The organism is Terriglobales bacterium (genome assembly GCA_035487355.1).
Taxonomy (GTDB): domain Bacteria; phylum Acidobacteriota; class Terriglobia; order Terriglobales; family Acidobacteriaceae; genus QIAW01.
This window is the reverse complement of the sequence record DATHMF010000006.1, coordinates 1-17305: the sequence shown is the minus strand read 5'-3', so window position 1 is coordinate 17305 and position 17305 is coordinate 1. Positions and strand designations below refer to the sequence as shown.

The window sequence follows — 17305 nt, the reverse complement described above, 5'->3', positions numbered from 1 at the left end:
CGATTTTAACCAATAATCCCAGTATTCAATCGCCAGCTCGTGAACCGCAGGACTGAAGATAGCATCTAGTGTTTCTCTCTTTCTTCCTCATCTTCTTCCTTTTGCGCACCCGAGTGATGGCTGATCCAATTGCTGATACGCGAATCAGCAGCCAGTTTTTGCTTCTTGCTTAAAGTTGGTTGCAGCTTCGCTGCTTCAATCCGGCTCTCTTGCGATCCGAACCGAGCGCCAACCTGAAACCAGATAAAAGCAGCTTCCGTATTGCGCTGCACGTGATTTCCTGCCAGGTAGAGCTTGCCCATTTCATACATTGCCTGGGACTGGCCGCCCTCAGCCGCCTTGTTGTACCAATACATGGCGGCCGCATAGTTTTGTGGGGCGCCATTACCTTCAGCATACATTTGAGCGAGCCGAAGCTGCGCCTCGGGCCTATTCTGCCGTGCAGCTTTCCGGTACCAACTTAATGTCTCGGCTTTGTTCTCACTGTTGCTTTCCAGCGCCTCTGCCAGATGGAGTTGCGCTGCCGGCTCACCTTGCTCCGCGGCTTTTCGATTCCACAGGACAGCCTGTTCAGCGTTTTGCTCAACGCCCAGCCCTCTTTCGTACATGAACGCCAAATCTCGCTGGGCTTCGCGTTCGCCCTGCTCGGCGGCCTTCTTTTCCCAGAGCAGCGCTAATTGGTAGTCAGCAGGAATCCCGCGTCCGTAGAGGTAGGTGCGGCCTAATTCGTATTCCGCCGGCGCATATCCAAGTTCAGCAGCCTGCGTGAGCCAGCGGATTGCCTCTTTTCCATTCGGCTCTACATTACGTCCTAATTCATAGCAAGAGGCCAGAATCGTTTGTGCATCAGGTTTGTTCTGTTCGGCGTCTTGCTGGATTTTCATAAATTGATCGTGATCGGATGGGCAATCACGTCTTTCTTTTTCCTGGCAAAAAGACAATGCCGAAGCGAAAATACATAATCCGAAAACAGCTAATCCTAAGATGGGAAACGTTAAGAAAGACAAACGCATACCTCGCCAATGTAATGAGGAGCAAGGCTTCGGATGCGTCAATAGTTGATCTTCAGTGCTCATTGGCAGTCGAGCTGCTTGTCTTCAAGCGGGTTCGCAGGCGCTGTGTTCACCAGACAGGCTTGATCGTAGTAAGTGTATTCTCCAAGCACCTGATAATGCAGTACGGTCCCCAATCCATTTGCACCGGGCTGAGAGGACTTTCTTGGAGGCGGCTGGGTAAATGTAAGCGTGTCTGGGCCACCTTTGATGGCTTCGCTGAGAACGCGTCCGCGAAGGGTTCCGTTGCCTTCTGGGAACTTCCATTTCATGACTGCAGCGATGGTTACAGCAATATCTGCATTACTGGCCGGCGCCCGGTCTACGTACTCGGACTTGAAGTCGGGACCAAACGCTATCATGTTGTTAAAAGTATCCGCCCGGCTGAAGCTGCCGTGCATGCCTTGTCCTTCCTGAAGCGAAGAATCGGAGATCTCCACGCGGGTGAGGAGAGAGTCGAGACTCAGTGAGAAATTCTTGAAGCTCACAACAAGAGCAGGCTTAGGCAGCTTGGTGGCCCCCATGAGGCCGATCGCACTGAGAGGCAGTGTCCCGGGAAGGTCGCCTAAGTCATCGCGTACAAAGATGCCATCTACATAATCCTGCTGCACAAGGAACTGGCTGATGCTCTGGGCGAGTTGTTTGTTGGCTTCAGCTTTTTCGCCGCGTTCCTGCGGCAGGTAAATGAGATCGGTGCCGCCATTGGCGGCGACCACGATCTCTGCATCGGTGATCTCGTTGGGGCCCGGCATCCTGCCGCTTCCTCCGATGACGCCGTTCCCAGATGAAGGGTGCTGCAGGAATTTAGAGTCATCACAATCGCAGATGCTGATCTTTTGGTAGTAATTGCCGGTTTCAGAGACGAAGGGCGTGGCATCCGGGTCATACAGTGGCTTCTTCAAGGCGTGTGCGAGATCAATGGCCAGGAAGCCAGATGGCAAGTATCCTTCTTTTACATCAAGGTAGGTTTTGCTGGCAGCATAGCTCTTGGTTGGTGCGCCCGTGCGGGATATTTCTCTCTTGCTGATTGTCGAAAAACCGTGGTCGGCAACCACAATGATATCTGTGTTGCGGTCAAGATTATTGGCTTTCAGATAATCAACAATCTGCCAGAGATCGTTGTCGGCGTTACGAATCGCGGTTCGTGACGTTGGGCCGTTAATTCCCGGATACAGTTGATCGAGGCTGTCTCCTTGATTGTGCTGCGTGCCATCAGGATCACGTGACCAGAAAATAAGGAAGAACGGCTTCAGCTCTTTCTTGAAAGCAGGTAAGACCGCTTGTGTGGCGACGTTCGCGAAATACTGTTGCTGATTAAAATTCGCGACGAGGGTGCCAGGGCGTCCATTGTTGCCGCGGGAACTGGGCTCCTGCTGGCCATTGCTGCGGTCAGGGGCAGTCCCACTTAATCCGGAAGCGTTCATTTCGATTTTAATGTCAGGCGGAAGCGGTATTCCTTGCGGACTGGTGGTGTCGTCAATAATCGTTGCCGATGTTGGCTGGAAATCGTTGATGATCGCCCGAATCTCAGAGATGTCCTGGATTGCCGTGGGGCCATGTTTGCCAACCACCGCAACTGCGTAGCCGTTTGCGCGGGCCAAATCCACTAGAGTCGGCTCTCCGAGATAGTTGCCGCCGTAGTAGTCATTCAGCTTGGCCAAAAACAGGTTGTTCTCAATGAAAGGAGTAAGAGTTCCCGATGAGACATCCTTGCCGATAGCGTGTCCGACGTACAAAGCATTGCCAAAGTCACCAGTGTCACCCAATCCGTGTCCTGTGGCGAACGCCGAAGCGTTTGGAGTTGTAAAAGTAGGATACAAAGCATGACTATTAACAAAATCAACTCCATGCTGACGCAAGCTGAACATCGCAGGCGCTGCGTCTGGATTGACTGCATCGTGGCGCAATCCGTCGGCGATAAAGAGCACGAAATTATGCGGGGCTGCTGGTTCGACTGGGGATGATGGAGAGGCGTCCTGGATCTGGGCCCCGGCAAACAACGCGCAGATCAATAACTCTATTGCGACAGTGATTCCAGCGATTGCGGTTCTTATTTTCACATTCCACCTTAGGATGGGGTTATCGGCAAAATAAATGCCACGCCAATTGTAATTGCTTGCAGATTTCCTGATACATGTGCCAGTCAGTTTTCATGAATCTTTAATATTTCTGTAATTCTGCAGTAATCATCTGCTGGTATCAGCTTCGAATCGCGATGGAATGTATACGCACACCGTTGCGGGATCAACCGATTGTAATTGGCTACGGCGCATTAATATCCCAAATCAGGAAACTGGTGCAATGTTCTCTGTGCATGGGCAGCTAAATCGCCGAGGCAGGGCTGGCAGATCGCAACCAGCCCTCCATCTGGGTGTGGTCAACCAGGCCAGCTTGCTGCACCATCAAACGGCCGCCGTACAAAACCACAAAATTCGGAATGCCACGAACATTGAAGCGGGCGGCGAGTTCGGGATAACGTTCTGTATCAACTTTTACGACCACGGCATGACCAGCCATATCTGCGGCGGTGCGGGCAACCTCGGGTGCAGCTCTCAGGCAAGGACCGCACCAAGCAGCCCAGAAATCCACCAACACCGGGACGCGAGCATTTTGGACTATTTCGTTGAATAGTTCAGGATCAACTTCCAGAGGTTCGTCTGCCGGCGGTAAGGGGGCCTTGCAAGCGCCGCAGCGTCCGGTATCAGCCAGATGCCTCGCCGGAATTCGGTTTTTTTGCCCGCAATCCTTACAAATTCGGACTAAAGGCATTTTCCCATACCTCCTGCAGACCTTTCGATAGTCAACCCGATTGTATTTCAGTGCGAAACCAAAGAATTGATCGCCCGAGTGATTCACTTCATCACACGATGAACTGATCACGGCCCCCTTCAGATAACGACTTATCTGTTAAGGGCTTTCTTAATTTATTTTCTCCCAGCACCAGATACTCCCAGTTCTTTGTTTTTATAGTTGCGGCGGACGGCAGACGACGATGGTTGTGTCCCTCGGTGAACTGCTCCGGCTCTTTACTCTCAGCAGAGCTTCAAAATATGGAAAATCAGCAGCCCTGCTTTGAGGCAGACGAGAACGGAGTTGTGATACAGACGGTTCGTCGGAAAGAAAATCCAGGGCAGCACCCACGGCGGCGCCCCCGGTTCCAGAGATAATCAGCACCTTGCCGGTACCGCCCAAATTCGGAAGAAGCGAAACTGTAGCGTAGCCTTCATGCGGCTCACTGGTTTGTGTGATGATATGGAATTTTTCCTGGTCAGCCACAGCGGTATCTACGGGGTAATAAGCGCTAAGCGAATTGTCGAACTTCCAGCGCAACGCCAGATGACTCTCGAAGGGCTCGATCCATGGGTTGGACCGGCTATTGCCGAGAAGAATAACATTGTCAGCTTTCACTTCACGGAACGAGTAGTCGCGGGCAAAGTGGAGCTTGGCGTCGCTTCGCAATGCGGCAGCGGTCTGGGCAAGCTTCCAGAGGAGCGCAGTATCCGCGTAACTTGACTGCCGCTTCAAAATCAATGGTCCTGTGAAATTGCGGTCCAGCTTAGCGGTAGCGGCACTCTGGTCAACGGACTGCAGATAACTGCGATCAAAATACTCTGAAAGCGTAACCTGATGCGGTGTGAACTCCTGAAAAAAACCGAGCGCTGCATCATCGAGAACGATGTCCGCCGGTTTATCGGGGCGAAAAATTTGAGACCAGAATTGCCGGACAGCCACCTGGTTTGCCGGTATCGCGTTATTACCTTGCGTCAGGGCGTGAATTCGAAAGAACAGAAAACCGGTTGTGCAAGCAAAGACCGTCGCTATAGCTATAGGCAGCCACATCTTCCAATTGAACCGGCGTTCAACCGGAACAGCGGGCATAGGTACCGGCTGCGGCTGTGGAGTGACAGGGCGCTTGTGGAAGACGGGAGCATAGTTCCCCTTGGGGATATCAATAATGACAGGCTCACGGCTGCCTTCAGTCGCAAAATACAGCTCAATGCGCTTACGCAGCATGGTGGCATGAACCCGGACTATGTTGTCGGCAGTGGTGTCATAGTCTGGAGGGCGTCCGAAGACTTTGTGTCCTACTTCATGCTCGTGAATCTCATCCGCGGATTGTTCAAGCACACGCTCACACAGATAGAGAAACATGTCGCGCAGCCGGGCTGATTTGCTGAGATAGCTGCTGGAGGCGACCCGCTCAACTAGCAGTTTCCGGCTATCAACAGCGCTGATGGGATTTTTCCGAGGCACTGGCGCAGGCGGCATTGTATCCCAAGTGGCGGTATTCCATCCCACGAAAAAACCGGGGGATTACTCAGCAGGTCTTTACGTAAAGAGTTTTCTAATCTAAGTGACTGCAAAATATGAAGTTGTGAGGCGCGGGTACAACAAATGACTTTAACCGTGAATTCACTTGCTGGGCTTTTTCCTTCAGCATTAAATGTCGCGCAACACACGAAGGGACTTTCAACTTTAATGAACCGAATTGCAGTTTTTCTTCTTTTACCGTGCTTGGTTATGACGGTTCGAGCCGCGGAGGAAGCAAAGCATCCACGTGTTCTCGGCGTTGCACATATTGCCTACTATGTCAGCGATCTGAGCAAAGCCCGCGCCTACTACGAAGATTTTCTCGGCTTCAAAGAGGCCTTTTCCTTGAAGAACCCAGATGGGGCTGAGCACGTGGTATTCGTCAAAATCAACGATCATCAGTTCGTCGAACTCATTGCTGAAGATCCCAAGAACCACGGTTTTCTTCATGATGTTGGCTTCGAGACCGACGATGCGAGCGGCATGCGTACCTACCTGGCTTCCATTGGCGTCAAGGTCCCCGAGGCGGTAACCAAGGACCAAGCCGGTGATTTGAGCTTCGATGTTACTGACCCGTTCGGCTTCACGATCCAGATCGTCCAGTATGAACCCCATAGTTTGACGGCGAAGGGCAAAGGCAAATTCATGCCGGAGTCGCGCATTTCAACTCACATTGATCACGTTGGGCTCCTGATCGGCGACCGCGACGTGGCCGCCAAGTTTTACGGCGACGCTTTTGGGTTTGAAGGAACGGGAGACAATACGAAGATGAAGATAGGCGCAGGGCCCGACCGCTTTGAGCTCGGCTTCGAACGGAAACTAGCCACGATTGATCGTTATCACGTTAAAGATCACATCTGCCTTTCTGTACCCGACGTGCCCAAGGTCACCGCGATGCTTTCGGCCGAGCCCGCGGCCAAGAGTTTTCGTGAGATTGAGAACCACGTTCTAGGAAATGGTAAGCATGTAGCTGAACTATATGACTTGGATGGAAATCGGGTTGAGCTGATGGAGCCACCCAAAGAGAATTGAGGACGGAAAGGATAAATAAGCAACAGAATCGAGTACGCGCAAGAAGGGAAGGCGGAGGTCGTGGTTAACAGCACCCTCTCCGCTGAAAACCCCCGAAAAATATAGACCGGTTAGGAAAACCGGCAGTACAGGGTGCTGGAGGAGGAAAAATGAGGACTAATACTAAGACAGTTGCCTTGCTGTTCGTAGCGCTTCTCACCTTCATGCTGGCTGGCATAGGGATGGCGCAGGAGCCCACAGCGACCCTGGTGGGTCGAGTTACAGACACCTCGCACGCGTCAATTCTTGACGCTGAAATCAAGATACGCAACGTGAACACCAACCAGGTTCGCACCGCGCGAAGCGGGAGTGGCGGAGAATACACCGTTTCCAACCTGTTACCCGGGGTCTATGAAGTAACCATTGACAAGGCCGGCTTCAAGCAACTACGTGAGGCTAACCTGGAATTGAAAGCCGACCAAACGGCGCGCCTTGATGCTCCTCTGGAACTAGGGGCAGTCTCGCAGACTATTGAAGTCAATGCCCAAGTGCCTCTCATCAACACCGAGACCTCTTCTAAGGGCGATGTTGTTGCGCCGCAGGAGATCGCGGAGATCCCGTTGAATGGAAGGGATTTCAACGATTTGGCCTTCACCGTTCCGGGAGTTCAGCCCGGCGAACAAGGAGCCAAGGGCTCGGCCTATGTTACGAATGGCGCCCGCGCCGACGCCAGCAACGTCATCATTGACGGGTTCAACGACCAGAGTGCCCGCGATGCCGGCGTGCAGGTCAGCCCGCCGCTCGATGCCCTGCAGGAATTCAAGTTTCAGACCTCCGGATACTCGGCGGAATACGGACGCCTGGCCGGGGGCGTGGTCAACATGCTGCTCAAGTCGGGGGGCAACCGGCTTCACGCTTCGCTCTTTGAGTTTGTGCGCAACGATATGTTCGATGCACGCAATTTCTTCGACTTGACGACCAAGAACAAACTCCGTCGCAACCAGTTCGGAGGCACACTCACCGGTCCGGTGGTGATTCCCAAGCTGTACAACGGTCATGACCGCACGTTTTTCATGGTGAGCTGGGAAAGCCAGCGGCAGGTACAAGGCTCTCCTTCCATCACCGTTGTGCCCACTCTGCTCGAGCGCCAGGGAAATTTTTCGCAATCCAAGGGGACGCTGAAGTCTCCGTTCAAAAGCGGGTCCTGCAAGACCTTTACCGGCAGCCAGATTCCGGCCACATGCATCAGTCCGGTATCGCAGGCGTTGCTGAACCTCTATCCTCTTCCCAACCTTGACCCTCTTCTCAACGGAGGCAGCAATTACATCGCGAATAACAACAACGTCGATAATTACGACAACTTTGTGCTTAAGGTAGACCAGAGACTGGGCGAGAAAGACAATCTTTCTGTGCATGTAATCCATCGCTCTTCAGACTCTATTAATCCTACTTCTGGCTCTCCGCTGGGGACTTTCGGCAGTACCACGCGCCGCGGCGACGCAATCTACGGCATTTCCGAGACGCGAATTTTTACCCCAACTCTGATCAATGAGTTCCATGTAGGACTCACGCGCAGTACCAGCCATCAGGTCAGCGCTGATGCCGGAACCAACTTTGCGGCGCAGCTTGGGATCCCCGGAACCACCAATAACCCGGCCCTGGAAGGCTTCCCCAGTTTCAGCATCACGGGTTTCGCCACCGTGGGCGACAGCCATTTCAATCCGATCCGGTTTACCGTCAATAGTTACGACTTAAGTGATGTGGTGACCTGGAACAAGGGAAAGCACACTATCAAAATCGGCGGCGAGATCTTGCGCGTGGGTTACTTCCAGCCGACTAACGACGGATTCAACGGTGTCTTCTCGTTCAAGAAGACATTTAGCGGCGTCCCGTTTGCGGATTTTCTTCTCGGCCTTCCCGATACCACCACTCTGAAAACCGGCACGGTAACCAACCATATTTTCAGCAACAACTATGCGATCTACGTTCAGGACGACTACAAAGTCCTTCCCAGCCTGACTCTCAACCTGGGTGTGCGGTATGAAGTCCCAGTTGCGCCTTATGAAAAAGACGGGCAATTTTCAAACTATGTTCCCGCTACGGGAAAGGTGATCCTGGGCAGCGCTGCGACCGTGCCCAACCTGGCTTCCATCCTTGCCGGCGTGGGACTTACCGGCCAGGTGGGAGTGGCGAGCGACTTTGGACTGCCGAAGTCCACAGTTCACACCGACTATAAGGCCGTGGCGCCACGCATAGGCTTTGCCTGGCGGCCGTTCAATAACAACCAAACTGTAGTACGGGGCGGTTATGGCATCTTCTATACCGGGTCGAGATTGAGCGCTATCCGCACCGATATCTCCGGCGGCTTTCCGTTTTCCGTTAGCCAAACCTTTACAGGATCAACCAGCAATCCCGGTCAGATAACCCTTTCCAATCCGTTTCCGTCCGCGCTGGCCAAGGATCAGGGCATACTTACCCCAACCGGGTTTGCCGTGAACGCGCCCGAGCCTTACCTGCAAAGCTGGAACTTCACCATCGAACGCGAATTGGGTAAAGGCGTGGCCATCGAGGCAGGTTACACCGGATCGAAAGGGACGCATTTAGGGCGAAAATACGACATCAATCAGCAGTTGCGGAACCAAAATCCACAGTTGGCGTTGGCCGACGGCACCTGTCCTGCTTGTCCCCGTCCGTTTTCAAATTTCTATGGTGATATCGAGTTTTACTCTTTCGGGGCCACTTCCAATTACAACGCGGGCACTGTGACTTTGCGCAAACAGTCTCACAATGGCCTGTCTTTCCGCGCCAACTACACCTACGGTAAATCCATCGATGAAAACTCAGGCCTGAACTACGCGGGGGATGGCGGCTTCAAAGGCTTTGCCCAGGACTCGCTGAATCTGAGAAGCGAACGAGGACGCTCGGACTTCGACATCCGCCATGTCTTCAGCACCAGCGTCATCTACCAGCTTCCCTTTACCAGAAATATTTTCGTGCGCGGCTGGCAACTTGCCGGCACTGGGACAGCGTACAGCGGCCAACCCTTCACGCCTGTGCAAACGCAAGGCTTCTCAGTAGACAAGGGCCAACCCACTCGCCCCGACCGTATCGCCAGCGGCACCCTGTCCAACCCATCTCACCTGGCGTGGTTCAATCTTGCCGCCTTTCAGATCGTTCCGCTCACTGCTTTTCGTTACGGCAACTCTGGGCGGAACATTCTCGATGGCCCCGGCTCTCTTGCCATCAATCTATCGGTATCCAGGAATTTCAGCATCAGTGAGTACGGCAGATTGCAGTTCCGCTGGGAAGCGTTCAACCTCACGAACCATACGAACTTCCAGCTTCCCAACACTTCAATTGATACCGCTGCCGGCGGCAGCATTACCAAGGCCAATGCTGCGCGCGTCATGCAATTGGCCCTGATCTACAGATTTTGAAAATAACCAAGGAGAATGATGACGATGACGACTTATAGAAACCGATGCCTTGGACAGATGAGAACCACAGGTTTGTCTGTCTTGATGCTGGCATTGTGCACATTTGCGGTCTTGCTCAACAACCCTCTTGCTGTTGTACACGCTGCACCACAAACGGCGCAGGCTGCACCGGCTCCGCAACCTGCGCCGGCTTGCGAAGGTCTGCCTCCGGGGAAACACTCGCTCCTGGAAAGAATGACAGCGGCATTTGGCCTGACTTGCGAACAGGAACTCAAGATCGAGCCGCTCCTGCACAGTGAAGAGTCGGTGAGCAAGCCTCTACTCCGCTTCGCAGCATTTACACCAGAAGAGAAACAAGCCATGATGCTGAAGATTAAAGTCTCCGCGCGTCGCCAGATTCGGCCCTTGCTCACGCCCGATCAGCAAAAGAAAATGGATGCCGAAATAGAAGCCGTGACCAAGGGCACGAGCGATGCGCTGCAGGGTGATAGGAAGAGTGGCTCAAAAAACGGTGGAGGCAAGAAAGCTGAGGCCAGCACCGACCCGTTTGACGCAGAAGAGTTGCTGAGCCAGGCGATATCCAATTACTCGGCCTTGTCGTCGGAGGAACAACGAGCGATGACATTGCAGGTTAAGCAAGCTGCTCGCCGCGACAATGCTCCGCCGCTGACGCCGGAGCAGCAGAAGAAGATCGATGCAGATATACAACAGCTCTCCACTGCAATGGCACAAAAATAATCACATCATGAAACTCAATCACAATCGTAGGGACTTTCTCAAAAGTGCGAGCGTGCTTCCGCTCGCGGCTGCCGCAGGCCTCGGCCTCGGTGGGCTTTCCGCTCTCGCCGAGACGCAGCCAATCAAGAGGCTGGGCGGGTCTATGCTCAAGGTTTCGCTCAATGCATATTCCTTCAGCAAAATGCTGAATGACAAGGTCAAACGCCACGGTTCGGGGATCGACTTATTCGAACTCGTTGACTTCTGCGCCAAGTATAATTTTGACGGATTCGATGCCACCGGGTATTTTTTCCCGGGATATCCCGATGTGCCCAGCGATGACTATGTGAACGACCTCAAACGCAAAGCCTTCGAATTTGGCATCGGCATCAGCGGGTCGGGCGTCCGCAACAACTTTACCCTGCCCGACAAAGCCAAGCGGGCCGCCGATGTAGAGCACATCAAGCAATGGGTCGAGGTCGCGTCGCGCATGGGTGCTCCGGTGCTGCGCGTATTTGCTGATACCCAGATGAAAAACTTGAGCTGGGAGCAGGTGGCCAAAGGTTACACTTGGGACCAGGTTGCAGACTGGATAGCGGCCGACCTGCGAGAGTGTGCGGCACACGGCAAGAAATATGGCGTAATCATTGGGGTGCAGAATCACGGAGACTTTCTCAAAACGGGTGATCATCTTTTGAAGCTCATCAACCTGGTCGACTCCGAGTGGTGCGGTGCCATCGTGGATACCGGCTACTTCAAATCGAAGGACCCATACGCCGACATGGCCAAAGTAGCACCCTATGCCGTGAACTGGCAGGTGAAGCAAAGCGCGTTTGGCGCGGAAAGCGATGTGCCGCTTGATCTGAAAAGATTTATCCGCATTGTCCGCTCGTCGGGCTACCGCGGCTATCTTCCGATTGAAACACTCTCCGCAAAGGGAAAGGATTATGATCCTTTTACGGTGGTGCCGAAGTTCCTTGCTGAACTCCGGCAGGCGATTGCAGAGACAGCCTGACAAGCTGTTTACTAACCATGATGGAGCGAAAGTGGGCCCCAGCTTCAGGCGCTGGGAGAGCGAATGCATGACCATGAAACTGCTATATCAAACCAGGGGGCTTCAACTTAATGAACCGAATAGCAATTTTTCTATTTGTATCAATTCTTCTTACCACCCTGCGGGCGGCCGATGAGGTAAAGCGTCCGCACGTTCTCGGTATTTCTCACATGGCGCTATACGTCAGCGATTTGCAGAAGGCTCGTGCATTCTATAAGGATTTTCTTGGGTTTGAAGAGCCTTATACGTTGAAACGTGACGACGGCACCGACCGCATAGCATTTATCAAAATTAACGAAGACCAATACCTGGAACTGTTTGCAGAAGACCCCAAGCAGGATGGAGTCCACCTGAATCACATCTCTTTCTTTACTGATTCGGCGGAAGGCATGCGTACGTATCTCGCCTCCAAGGGCATCAAGGTGCCTGAAAAAGTTGGCAAAGGCAAGATTGGCAATTCCAACTTTAATATTACCGATCCCGACGGGCACACGGTAGAGATCGTGCAATACGAGCCCGATAGCTGGACCAGGCGCGAAAAGGGAAAGCACCTGCCCGAGACGCGCATTTCCACTCACATGCCGCATGTGGGCGTGACGGTGCGTCATCTTGATCTGTCGCAGAAGTTTTACGGCGACATTCTCGGCTTCCAGGAGTTCTGGAGGGGCAGCTCTTCGGGCAAGATATTGAGCTGGGTCAATATGCGCGTCCCGGATGGAAATGATTACCTCGAACTCATGCTCTACTCCAATCCGCCCGATGCTAGAGAGACGGGAGTGAAGAACCATGTTTGCCTGATGACACCCGATATCGAGAAGGCGGTGGCTGCCTTGGAAGCGAGTCCGGCGCGCAAGAACTATGGCCAGAAGATTGAGATCAGGACTGGGGTGAACGGGAAGCGTCAGGCGAACTTATTTGATCCGGATGGAACCCGCATCGAGTTGATGGAGCCAAATACTGCCAGCGGAAAGCCGGTGCCTCCTTCCACGGCGCCGCCACCGGAATAGGTAGATGATAGAGTGTGGTCTATCCTTAAATCCAGGCAGTTTGGTTTGCCTGAAACTGACTACGGGTTATTTCGTCCCAGCAAACATCTATAGGAGAGATTCATGGGATTCAAAGTCTCGCGTCGTGAATTTATCGGCAGCCTGGGCATCGCGGCTGCTGCGACTGTCGCATCGTCAATTCCCGCGTACAAAGCCATCAGCGCTGCGCCACCGGATATCCGTATTGGATATGCCGCCATCACCTGGGGCGACAAAGAAAGACAGGCCATAGACGACATCTCTTCGCTCGGTTATCGCGGCATCCAGCTCCGGGCCAACGCCATAAGAGATTTCCAGTCCGCCGAGTTGCGCGACCTGCTGCAGCAACACCAGCTCACCATGGTTGCACTTTCCAGCGGCGAAGTGCATGTTGATCCGGCATTGGAGGCACAGGATATTGCCTTGCACGCTGCGAATGCAAAGTTTTTGCACGATGTAGGAGGGCTTTACCTTCAGGTCCTTGACCAAGAGCCAAAAAGCCAGGCCATTACGGCCGCTGACTACAAGCAGTTGGGCCGCTTGATAACCGAGATCGGCAAGCGTACCGCCGATTTGGGCATCACGCTGGGATATCACAATCATATGAACTCGGTCAGCGAGCGCCCGGAAGGTCTCGATCGGTTGATGGATTCGAGCGATCCACGCTACGTGAAATTAGAGATGGATATTGCGCATTACCAGGCGGGCGGAGGCGATCCAGCCAAGGTAATTGAGAAGTATCGCGACCGGCTGCTCTTTCTTCATATCAAGGATTTGGGTGAGCCGGGGCCAAATTCCGCAGATCCAAGAAATGCTGAGAACTTCCTTGAGCTTGGACGCGGCAAAGTAGACCTGCCTGCCGTGTTTGCTGCTCTGCACAAAATCAAGTTCCGCGGCTGGGCGGTGGTCGAGCTGGACCATGAGCCCGATAAATCCAGAACGCCGAAAGAGTCGGCGCTGATCAGCAAGAAGTATCTTGAAGAGAGGCTGGGATTGACAGTATGAAGTCGCCGTTCAAAATTGCGGTCTATGGCGTAAAGATTGCCGGCCTGGTTGCGTTTGCACTCCTCCTGAGTGTGGTGGGGCAGGCACAGGACAAGCCCGTGCACGAGAGCGGAGACGTTCCCGCGATTCTCAAGATCGGAGCACAAGCGCCGGATTTCAATCTGCCGGGCACGGATGGCAAGATGCATAAGCTGAGCGACTACGCCTCCAGCAAGGTGCTCGTCATCGTGTTCACCTGTGATCATTGCCCGGTGGCCCAGATGTATGAAAAGCGGATCAAGCAGCTTGCGGCCGACTATCGTGACCGCGGCGTGGCGCTGGTTGCTATCAATCCCAACGATCCCAAGGCAGTGCACTTGAGCGAGATGGGCCACACCGACCTGGGAGATTCGCTTGAAGATATGAAGCTTCGCGCCCAGTACCGCAACTTCAACTATCCTTATTTATCCGACGGCGTTAACCAGGCGGTCGCGCTGAAGTACGGACCCACGGCTACCCCGCACGCATTTGTGTTCGACGCGCAGCGAACCTTGCAGTACGAAGGCCGCATTGATAACAGTACCCGTGAAGAGTTGGCGACCAAGCACGAGACCAGAGATGCCATCGAGGCGTTGCTTTCCGGAAAGCCGGTGGCGGTAACCAGCGCTCCGGCTGTGGGCTGCTCCACCAAGTGGGCTTACAAAGAGGCGGGAGCACAGGCAGAAATCGGTGAATCTGAGCGGGAGCCGGTGAACGTCGAGATGGCCTCGGTTGATCAGATCAAGGCGTTGCGGGCGAACATCGGCACCGGCAAACTGTTGCTGGTGAACTTCTGGGCCACGTGGTGCGAACCTTGTGCCGTGGAATTTCCCGAGCTGCAGAAGATGGTTCGTCAGTACAAGAAGCGCGCGGTGGATATCGTTACAGTCAGCATCAACAACCCAGACGAGAAGAAGTTCGTGCAGTCATTCCTGGAAGAGCACCACGCCATCAACCGGAACTTGTTGTTTGCCGGCACCGACTCGGCTGACGCGGTATCCGCGTTCGGAACCGGTTGGAGCGGCGGCGTTCCCTATACGGTACTGATCGGCGCAAATGGCGAAGTTCTTTTCAAAACCCAGGGCGCCATAAACGCCGTGGAGGTACGGCGTGCAATCCTCAAGAACCTGCCGGACGACCGCTACATTGGGCAGCAGGCTTATTGGAACAGCACTTTCTAACGGGCACTGCAGAAGGCCGAGGTACGCTTAATAGATGAAGATCGGTTTGATCGGCGGTGGGAACATCAGCAATACACATGCCCGCGCCGCGCGCGCAATTGCTGGAGTAGAAGTCACAGCCGTCTATGGCGCGAACAAGAACAAAGTTGATCAGCTGAGCCGCGACTGGGGCGCCACAGCTTACAGCGACTTCGAAACATTTCTTGGGCACCCTTCCATGGAGATGGTGATCATTGGCGGCCCCTCGGGTTTGCATGCCAGCCAGGGAATTGCGGCAGCGCATCACGGATTGCATGTGCTGGTGGAAAAACCCATTGATATCAGCACCGAGCGCGCCGATGCGCTGATTGCTGAATGCAGGAAAGCGGAAGTGAAGCTAGGGGTAATCTTTCAGGACCGCTTCAAGCCGGATATTTGCCGGCTTCGGCAATTCATTCAAGACGGCGCATTAGGCCGGCCGTTGCTGGCGGATGCGCGCGTGAAGTGGTACCGGCCTCCGGAGTATTACCGCGACTCGCGCTGGCGTGGGACCTGGGCGCTCGACGGTGGAGGCGCACTGATGAATCAAGGCGTGCACACGGTTGACTTGCTGCTCTGGCTCATGGGAGACATCAAAAACATAAAAGCCAACACTCGAACCATGCTGCATGAGATCGAGACCGAAGATACCGCTCTTGCTCTGCTCGAATTTTCCAGTGGTGCGCTGGGAGTGCTGCAGGCCACGACGGCCGCCTATCCGGGATATCCTCGCCGCGTGGAGATTACAGGCTCTGAAGGTACCGTCATTCTTGAACACGACAGCATCGTAAGCGCCGATCTGCGGAAAAAACCTGAGGGCTTGATCAGCGAAAACATGCGCGACCAGAACCCAAGCGCCTCTTCACCCCTGGTGAGCGACGTCCGCGGACATCAACGCGCCATTGAAGATTTCATTCGCGCCATTCGAGAGGACGGAAAGCCGCGCTGCGACGGCACTGACGGCCGGCGCAGCCTGGCTGTGATTGAAGAGATTTACCGACTTTCTGGCCGGCCTGTACCTTTTGAGTAGTGCTTCCCCTCTCCCCCATTACTTTGAGTAGTCCATGCGGCGATAAGCCACTAATGTTCAATGACATACGGGGAGGATAAGACCGCAGGGAGTAGTCCTCCAGACCTGCGTCTACGGCCCAAAACCTGTTCCGGCGTGCCGTGGGTCGGCAAACTGGGACTGTTTTGCGAATTTTCAAAGACCTCAAACCAACGCGGCATGCTGAATGCCGTCACGCAATTATGAACCACAATCCTCGGAGAACGGGCTTTTTGATATCAGAGTGATATCACTCTAGAAAATCTTCTTTTCCGCCGCTGATGAACGCGGATCAACGCAGATCTTTTGGGTTGTCATCCTGATACCCAGCGAACGCGACCATCCCACACGCGCTGACGCGCGAGTGGGGCACCCCGGCTCCAAGGAAATTAAACCCGCTGACGTTCTTCAGAGAATGCCTTGATGCGGCAAGGGCGACCGGAATATTCTCGGGGTCCTTCGACTTCGCCGCGAAGCGCGGCTCCGCTCAGGATGACAGCCCTAAAATGATCCGATGACCCATGCCCGGACGCAACATTTCTTTAGAGAATGCCTTTCGGCTGCAAGGGCGACCGATATATTCTCGGGGTCCTTCGACTTCGCCGCGAAGCGCGGCTCCGCTCAGGATGACAGCCCTAAAATGATCCGATGACCCGATGACTCAATGACCCAATGACCCAATCCACAAATGATATCATTCTGATATCATTCTGCTGATTTTCGCCAATTCCATGCCATCATTATCCTCAGGTATCTCTTAAAGGGACACGGGAGGAATATCTATGAAGATCACCCAGCTTTTTGGAGTGAAGACGGACTCCAGCCAGCAACGCGGTTGCTGCCACAAACGCAATGACGGAGCGGAGTGCAAGGCCCATCCCCGGACAGGCAGCGAGTATTGTTTTTTCCACGACCCCGCACTGCAAGAGAAGAGAAGGGCCGCCAGCGGCGCGGGCGGGGCAGGGAATCGCAAGCCGGTGCAGACGCTTTGCCTGCCGCCCAACCCCCTGCAGACCGCCTCGCAGATCGCCGACTACCTGCGCCAGGCCATGAACCAGCTCGGCCAGGGCGAGGTTGATGTTTTCCGCGGCGCCATGGGCATCGGATATCTCACCACAGTCCTGCTGCAAGTCATGGGAAGAGAAGTTCGCGACGAGGAACGGGGACAGCGCTCCGCCGGCGATGTGGTTTTCCCGCGCCTGGTCTTTCATTCAACAGGCGCGCATTCAACAGGCGCGCATCCAACGGGCGGGCATGCAACCGGCGGGCATCCAACGGGTGCGCACGCAACGGGCGCGGAGGTGCATCCCGATGGACCCAGACAAGCGAAACCCGCAGCGACCAGCGCCGGGCCAAAAACTATCGAGAACCCAAGAGCCGGGCAACCCAATCAAAGCGAAAGCCCAGAGCGCGCTTCAAAAACTGGCT

The 17305-nt window shown here is 54.2% G+C and carries 13 protein-coding genes; 9 read left to right on the top strand and 4 right to left on the bottom strand.

Translation table 11 applies throughout. The features are described 5' to 3' along the window. Nucleotides 1-65 precede the first annotated feature (65 nt). The 4 genes from VK738_00775 to VK738_00760 all read right to left on the bottom strand — a co-directional run bounded on the left by VK738_00775 (nt 66) and on the right by VK738_00760 (nt 5321). Nucleotides 66-1076, bottom strand: coding sequence for a tetratricopeptide repeat protein (locus tag VK738_00775; protein HTD21164.1), 1011 nt, complete (start codon nt 1074-1076; stop codon nt 66-68). Continuing rightward, nucleotides 1073-3112: an alkaline phosphatase family protein gene (locus VK738_00770; GenBank protein HTD21163.1), complete on the bottom strand. Its 2040-nt coding sequence runs from the start codon at nt 3110-3112 to the stop codon at nt 1073-1075. The genes VK738_00775 and VK738_00770 overlap by 4 nt, the downstream gene beginning before the upstream one ends. A gap of 262 nt (nt 3113-3374) precedes the next feature. After that, nucleotides 3375-3821, bottom strand: a complete 447-nt coding sequence (locus VK738_00765) for a thioredoxin domain-containing protein (GenBank protein HTD21162.1) — start codon at nt 3819-3821, stop codon at nt 3375-3377. Nucleotides 3822-4016: 195 nt separating this feature from the next. Continuing rightward, entirely contained in the window at nt 4017-5321 is a 1305-nt protein-coding gene (locus VK738_00760; protein HTD21161.1) for a hypothetical protein, read from the bottom strand. 252 nt (nt 5322-5573) lie between these two features. Here VK738_00760 and VK738_00755 point away from each other — a divergent pair, with 252 nt between their 5' ends. From VK738_00755 to VK738_00715, 9 genes are all read left to right on the top strand, one after another. Next, nucleotides 5574-6395, top strand: coding sequence for a VOC family protein (locus VK738_00755; protein ID HTD21160.1), 822 nt, complete (start codon nt 5574-5576; stop codon nt 6393-6395). Between the two features lie 149 nt (nt 6396-6544). Then, nucleotides 6545-9811, top strand: a complete 3267-nt coding sequence (locus VK738_00750) for a TonB-dependent receptor (GenBank protein HTD21159.1) — start codon at nt 6545-6547, stop codon at nt 9809-9811. A 57-nt stretch (nt 9812-9868) separates the two neighbouring features. Next, a complete protein-coding gene (locus VK738_00745) occupies nt 9869-10549 on the top strand; it encodes a hypothetical protein (GenBank protein ID HTD21158.1) in 681 nt (226 codons plus the stop codon). Further along, nucleotides 10506-11543 (top strand): sugar phosphate isomerase/epimerase family protein, encoded by a 1038-nt coding sequence (locus tag VK738_00740; GenBank protein ID HTD21157.1) that lies wholly within the window; start codon nt 10506-10508, stop codon nt 11541-11543. The genes VK738_00745 and VK738_00740 overlap by 44 nt, the downstream gene beginning before the upstream one ends. 110 nt (nt 11544-11653) lie before the next feature. After that, on the top strand, nt 11654-12589 hold the full coding sequence (locus VK738_00735; GenBank protein ID HTD21156.1) for a VOC family protein: 936 nt from the start codon (nt 11654-11656) through the stop codon (nt 12587-12589). Nucleotides 12590-12691: 102 nt separating this feature from the next. After that, a complete protein-coding gene (locus tag VK738_00730) occupies nt 12692-13612 on the top strand; it encodes a sugar phosphate isomerase/epimerase (protein HTD21155.1) in 921 nt (306 codons plus the stop codon). After that, nucleotides 13609-14811: a redoxin domain-containing protein gene (locus tag VK738_00725; GenBank protein HTD21154.1), complete on the top strand. Its 1203-nt coding sequence runs from the start codon at nt 13609-13611 to the stop codon at nt 14809-14811. The genes VK738_00730 and VK738_00725 overlap by 4 nt, the downstream gene beginning before the upstream one ends. A 34-nt stretch (nt 14812-14845) precedes the next feature. Next, nucleotides 14846-15859 (top strand): Gfo/Idh/MocA family oxidoreductase, encoded by a 1014-nt coding sequence (locus VK738_00720; protein HTD21153.1) that lies wholly within the window; start codon nt 14846-14848, stop codon nt 15857-15859. Nucleotides 15860-16659: 800 nt separating this feature from the next. Beyond that, on the top strand, nt 16660-17305 hold a 646-nt coding region (locus VK738_00715; GenBank protein HTD21152.1), incomplete at its 3' end, for a hypothetical protein.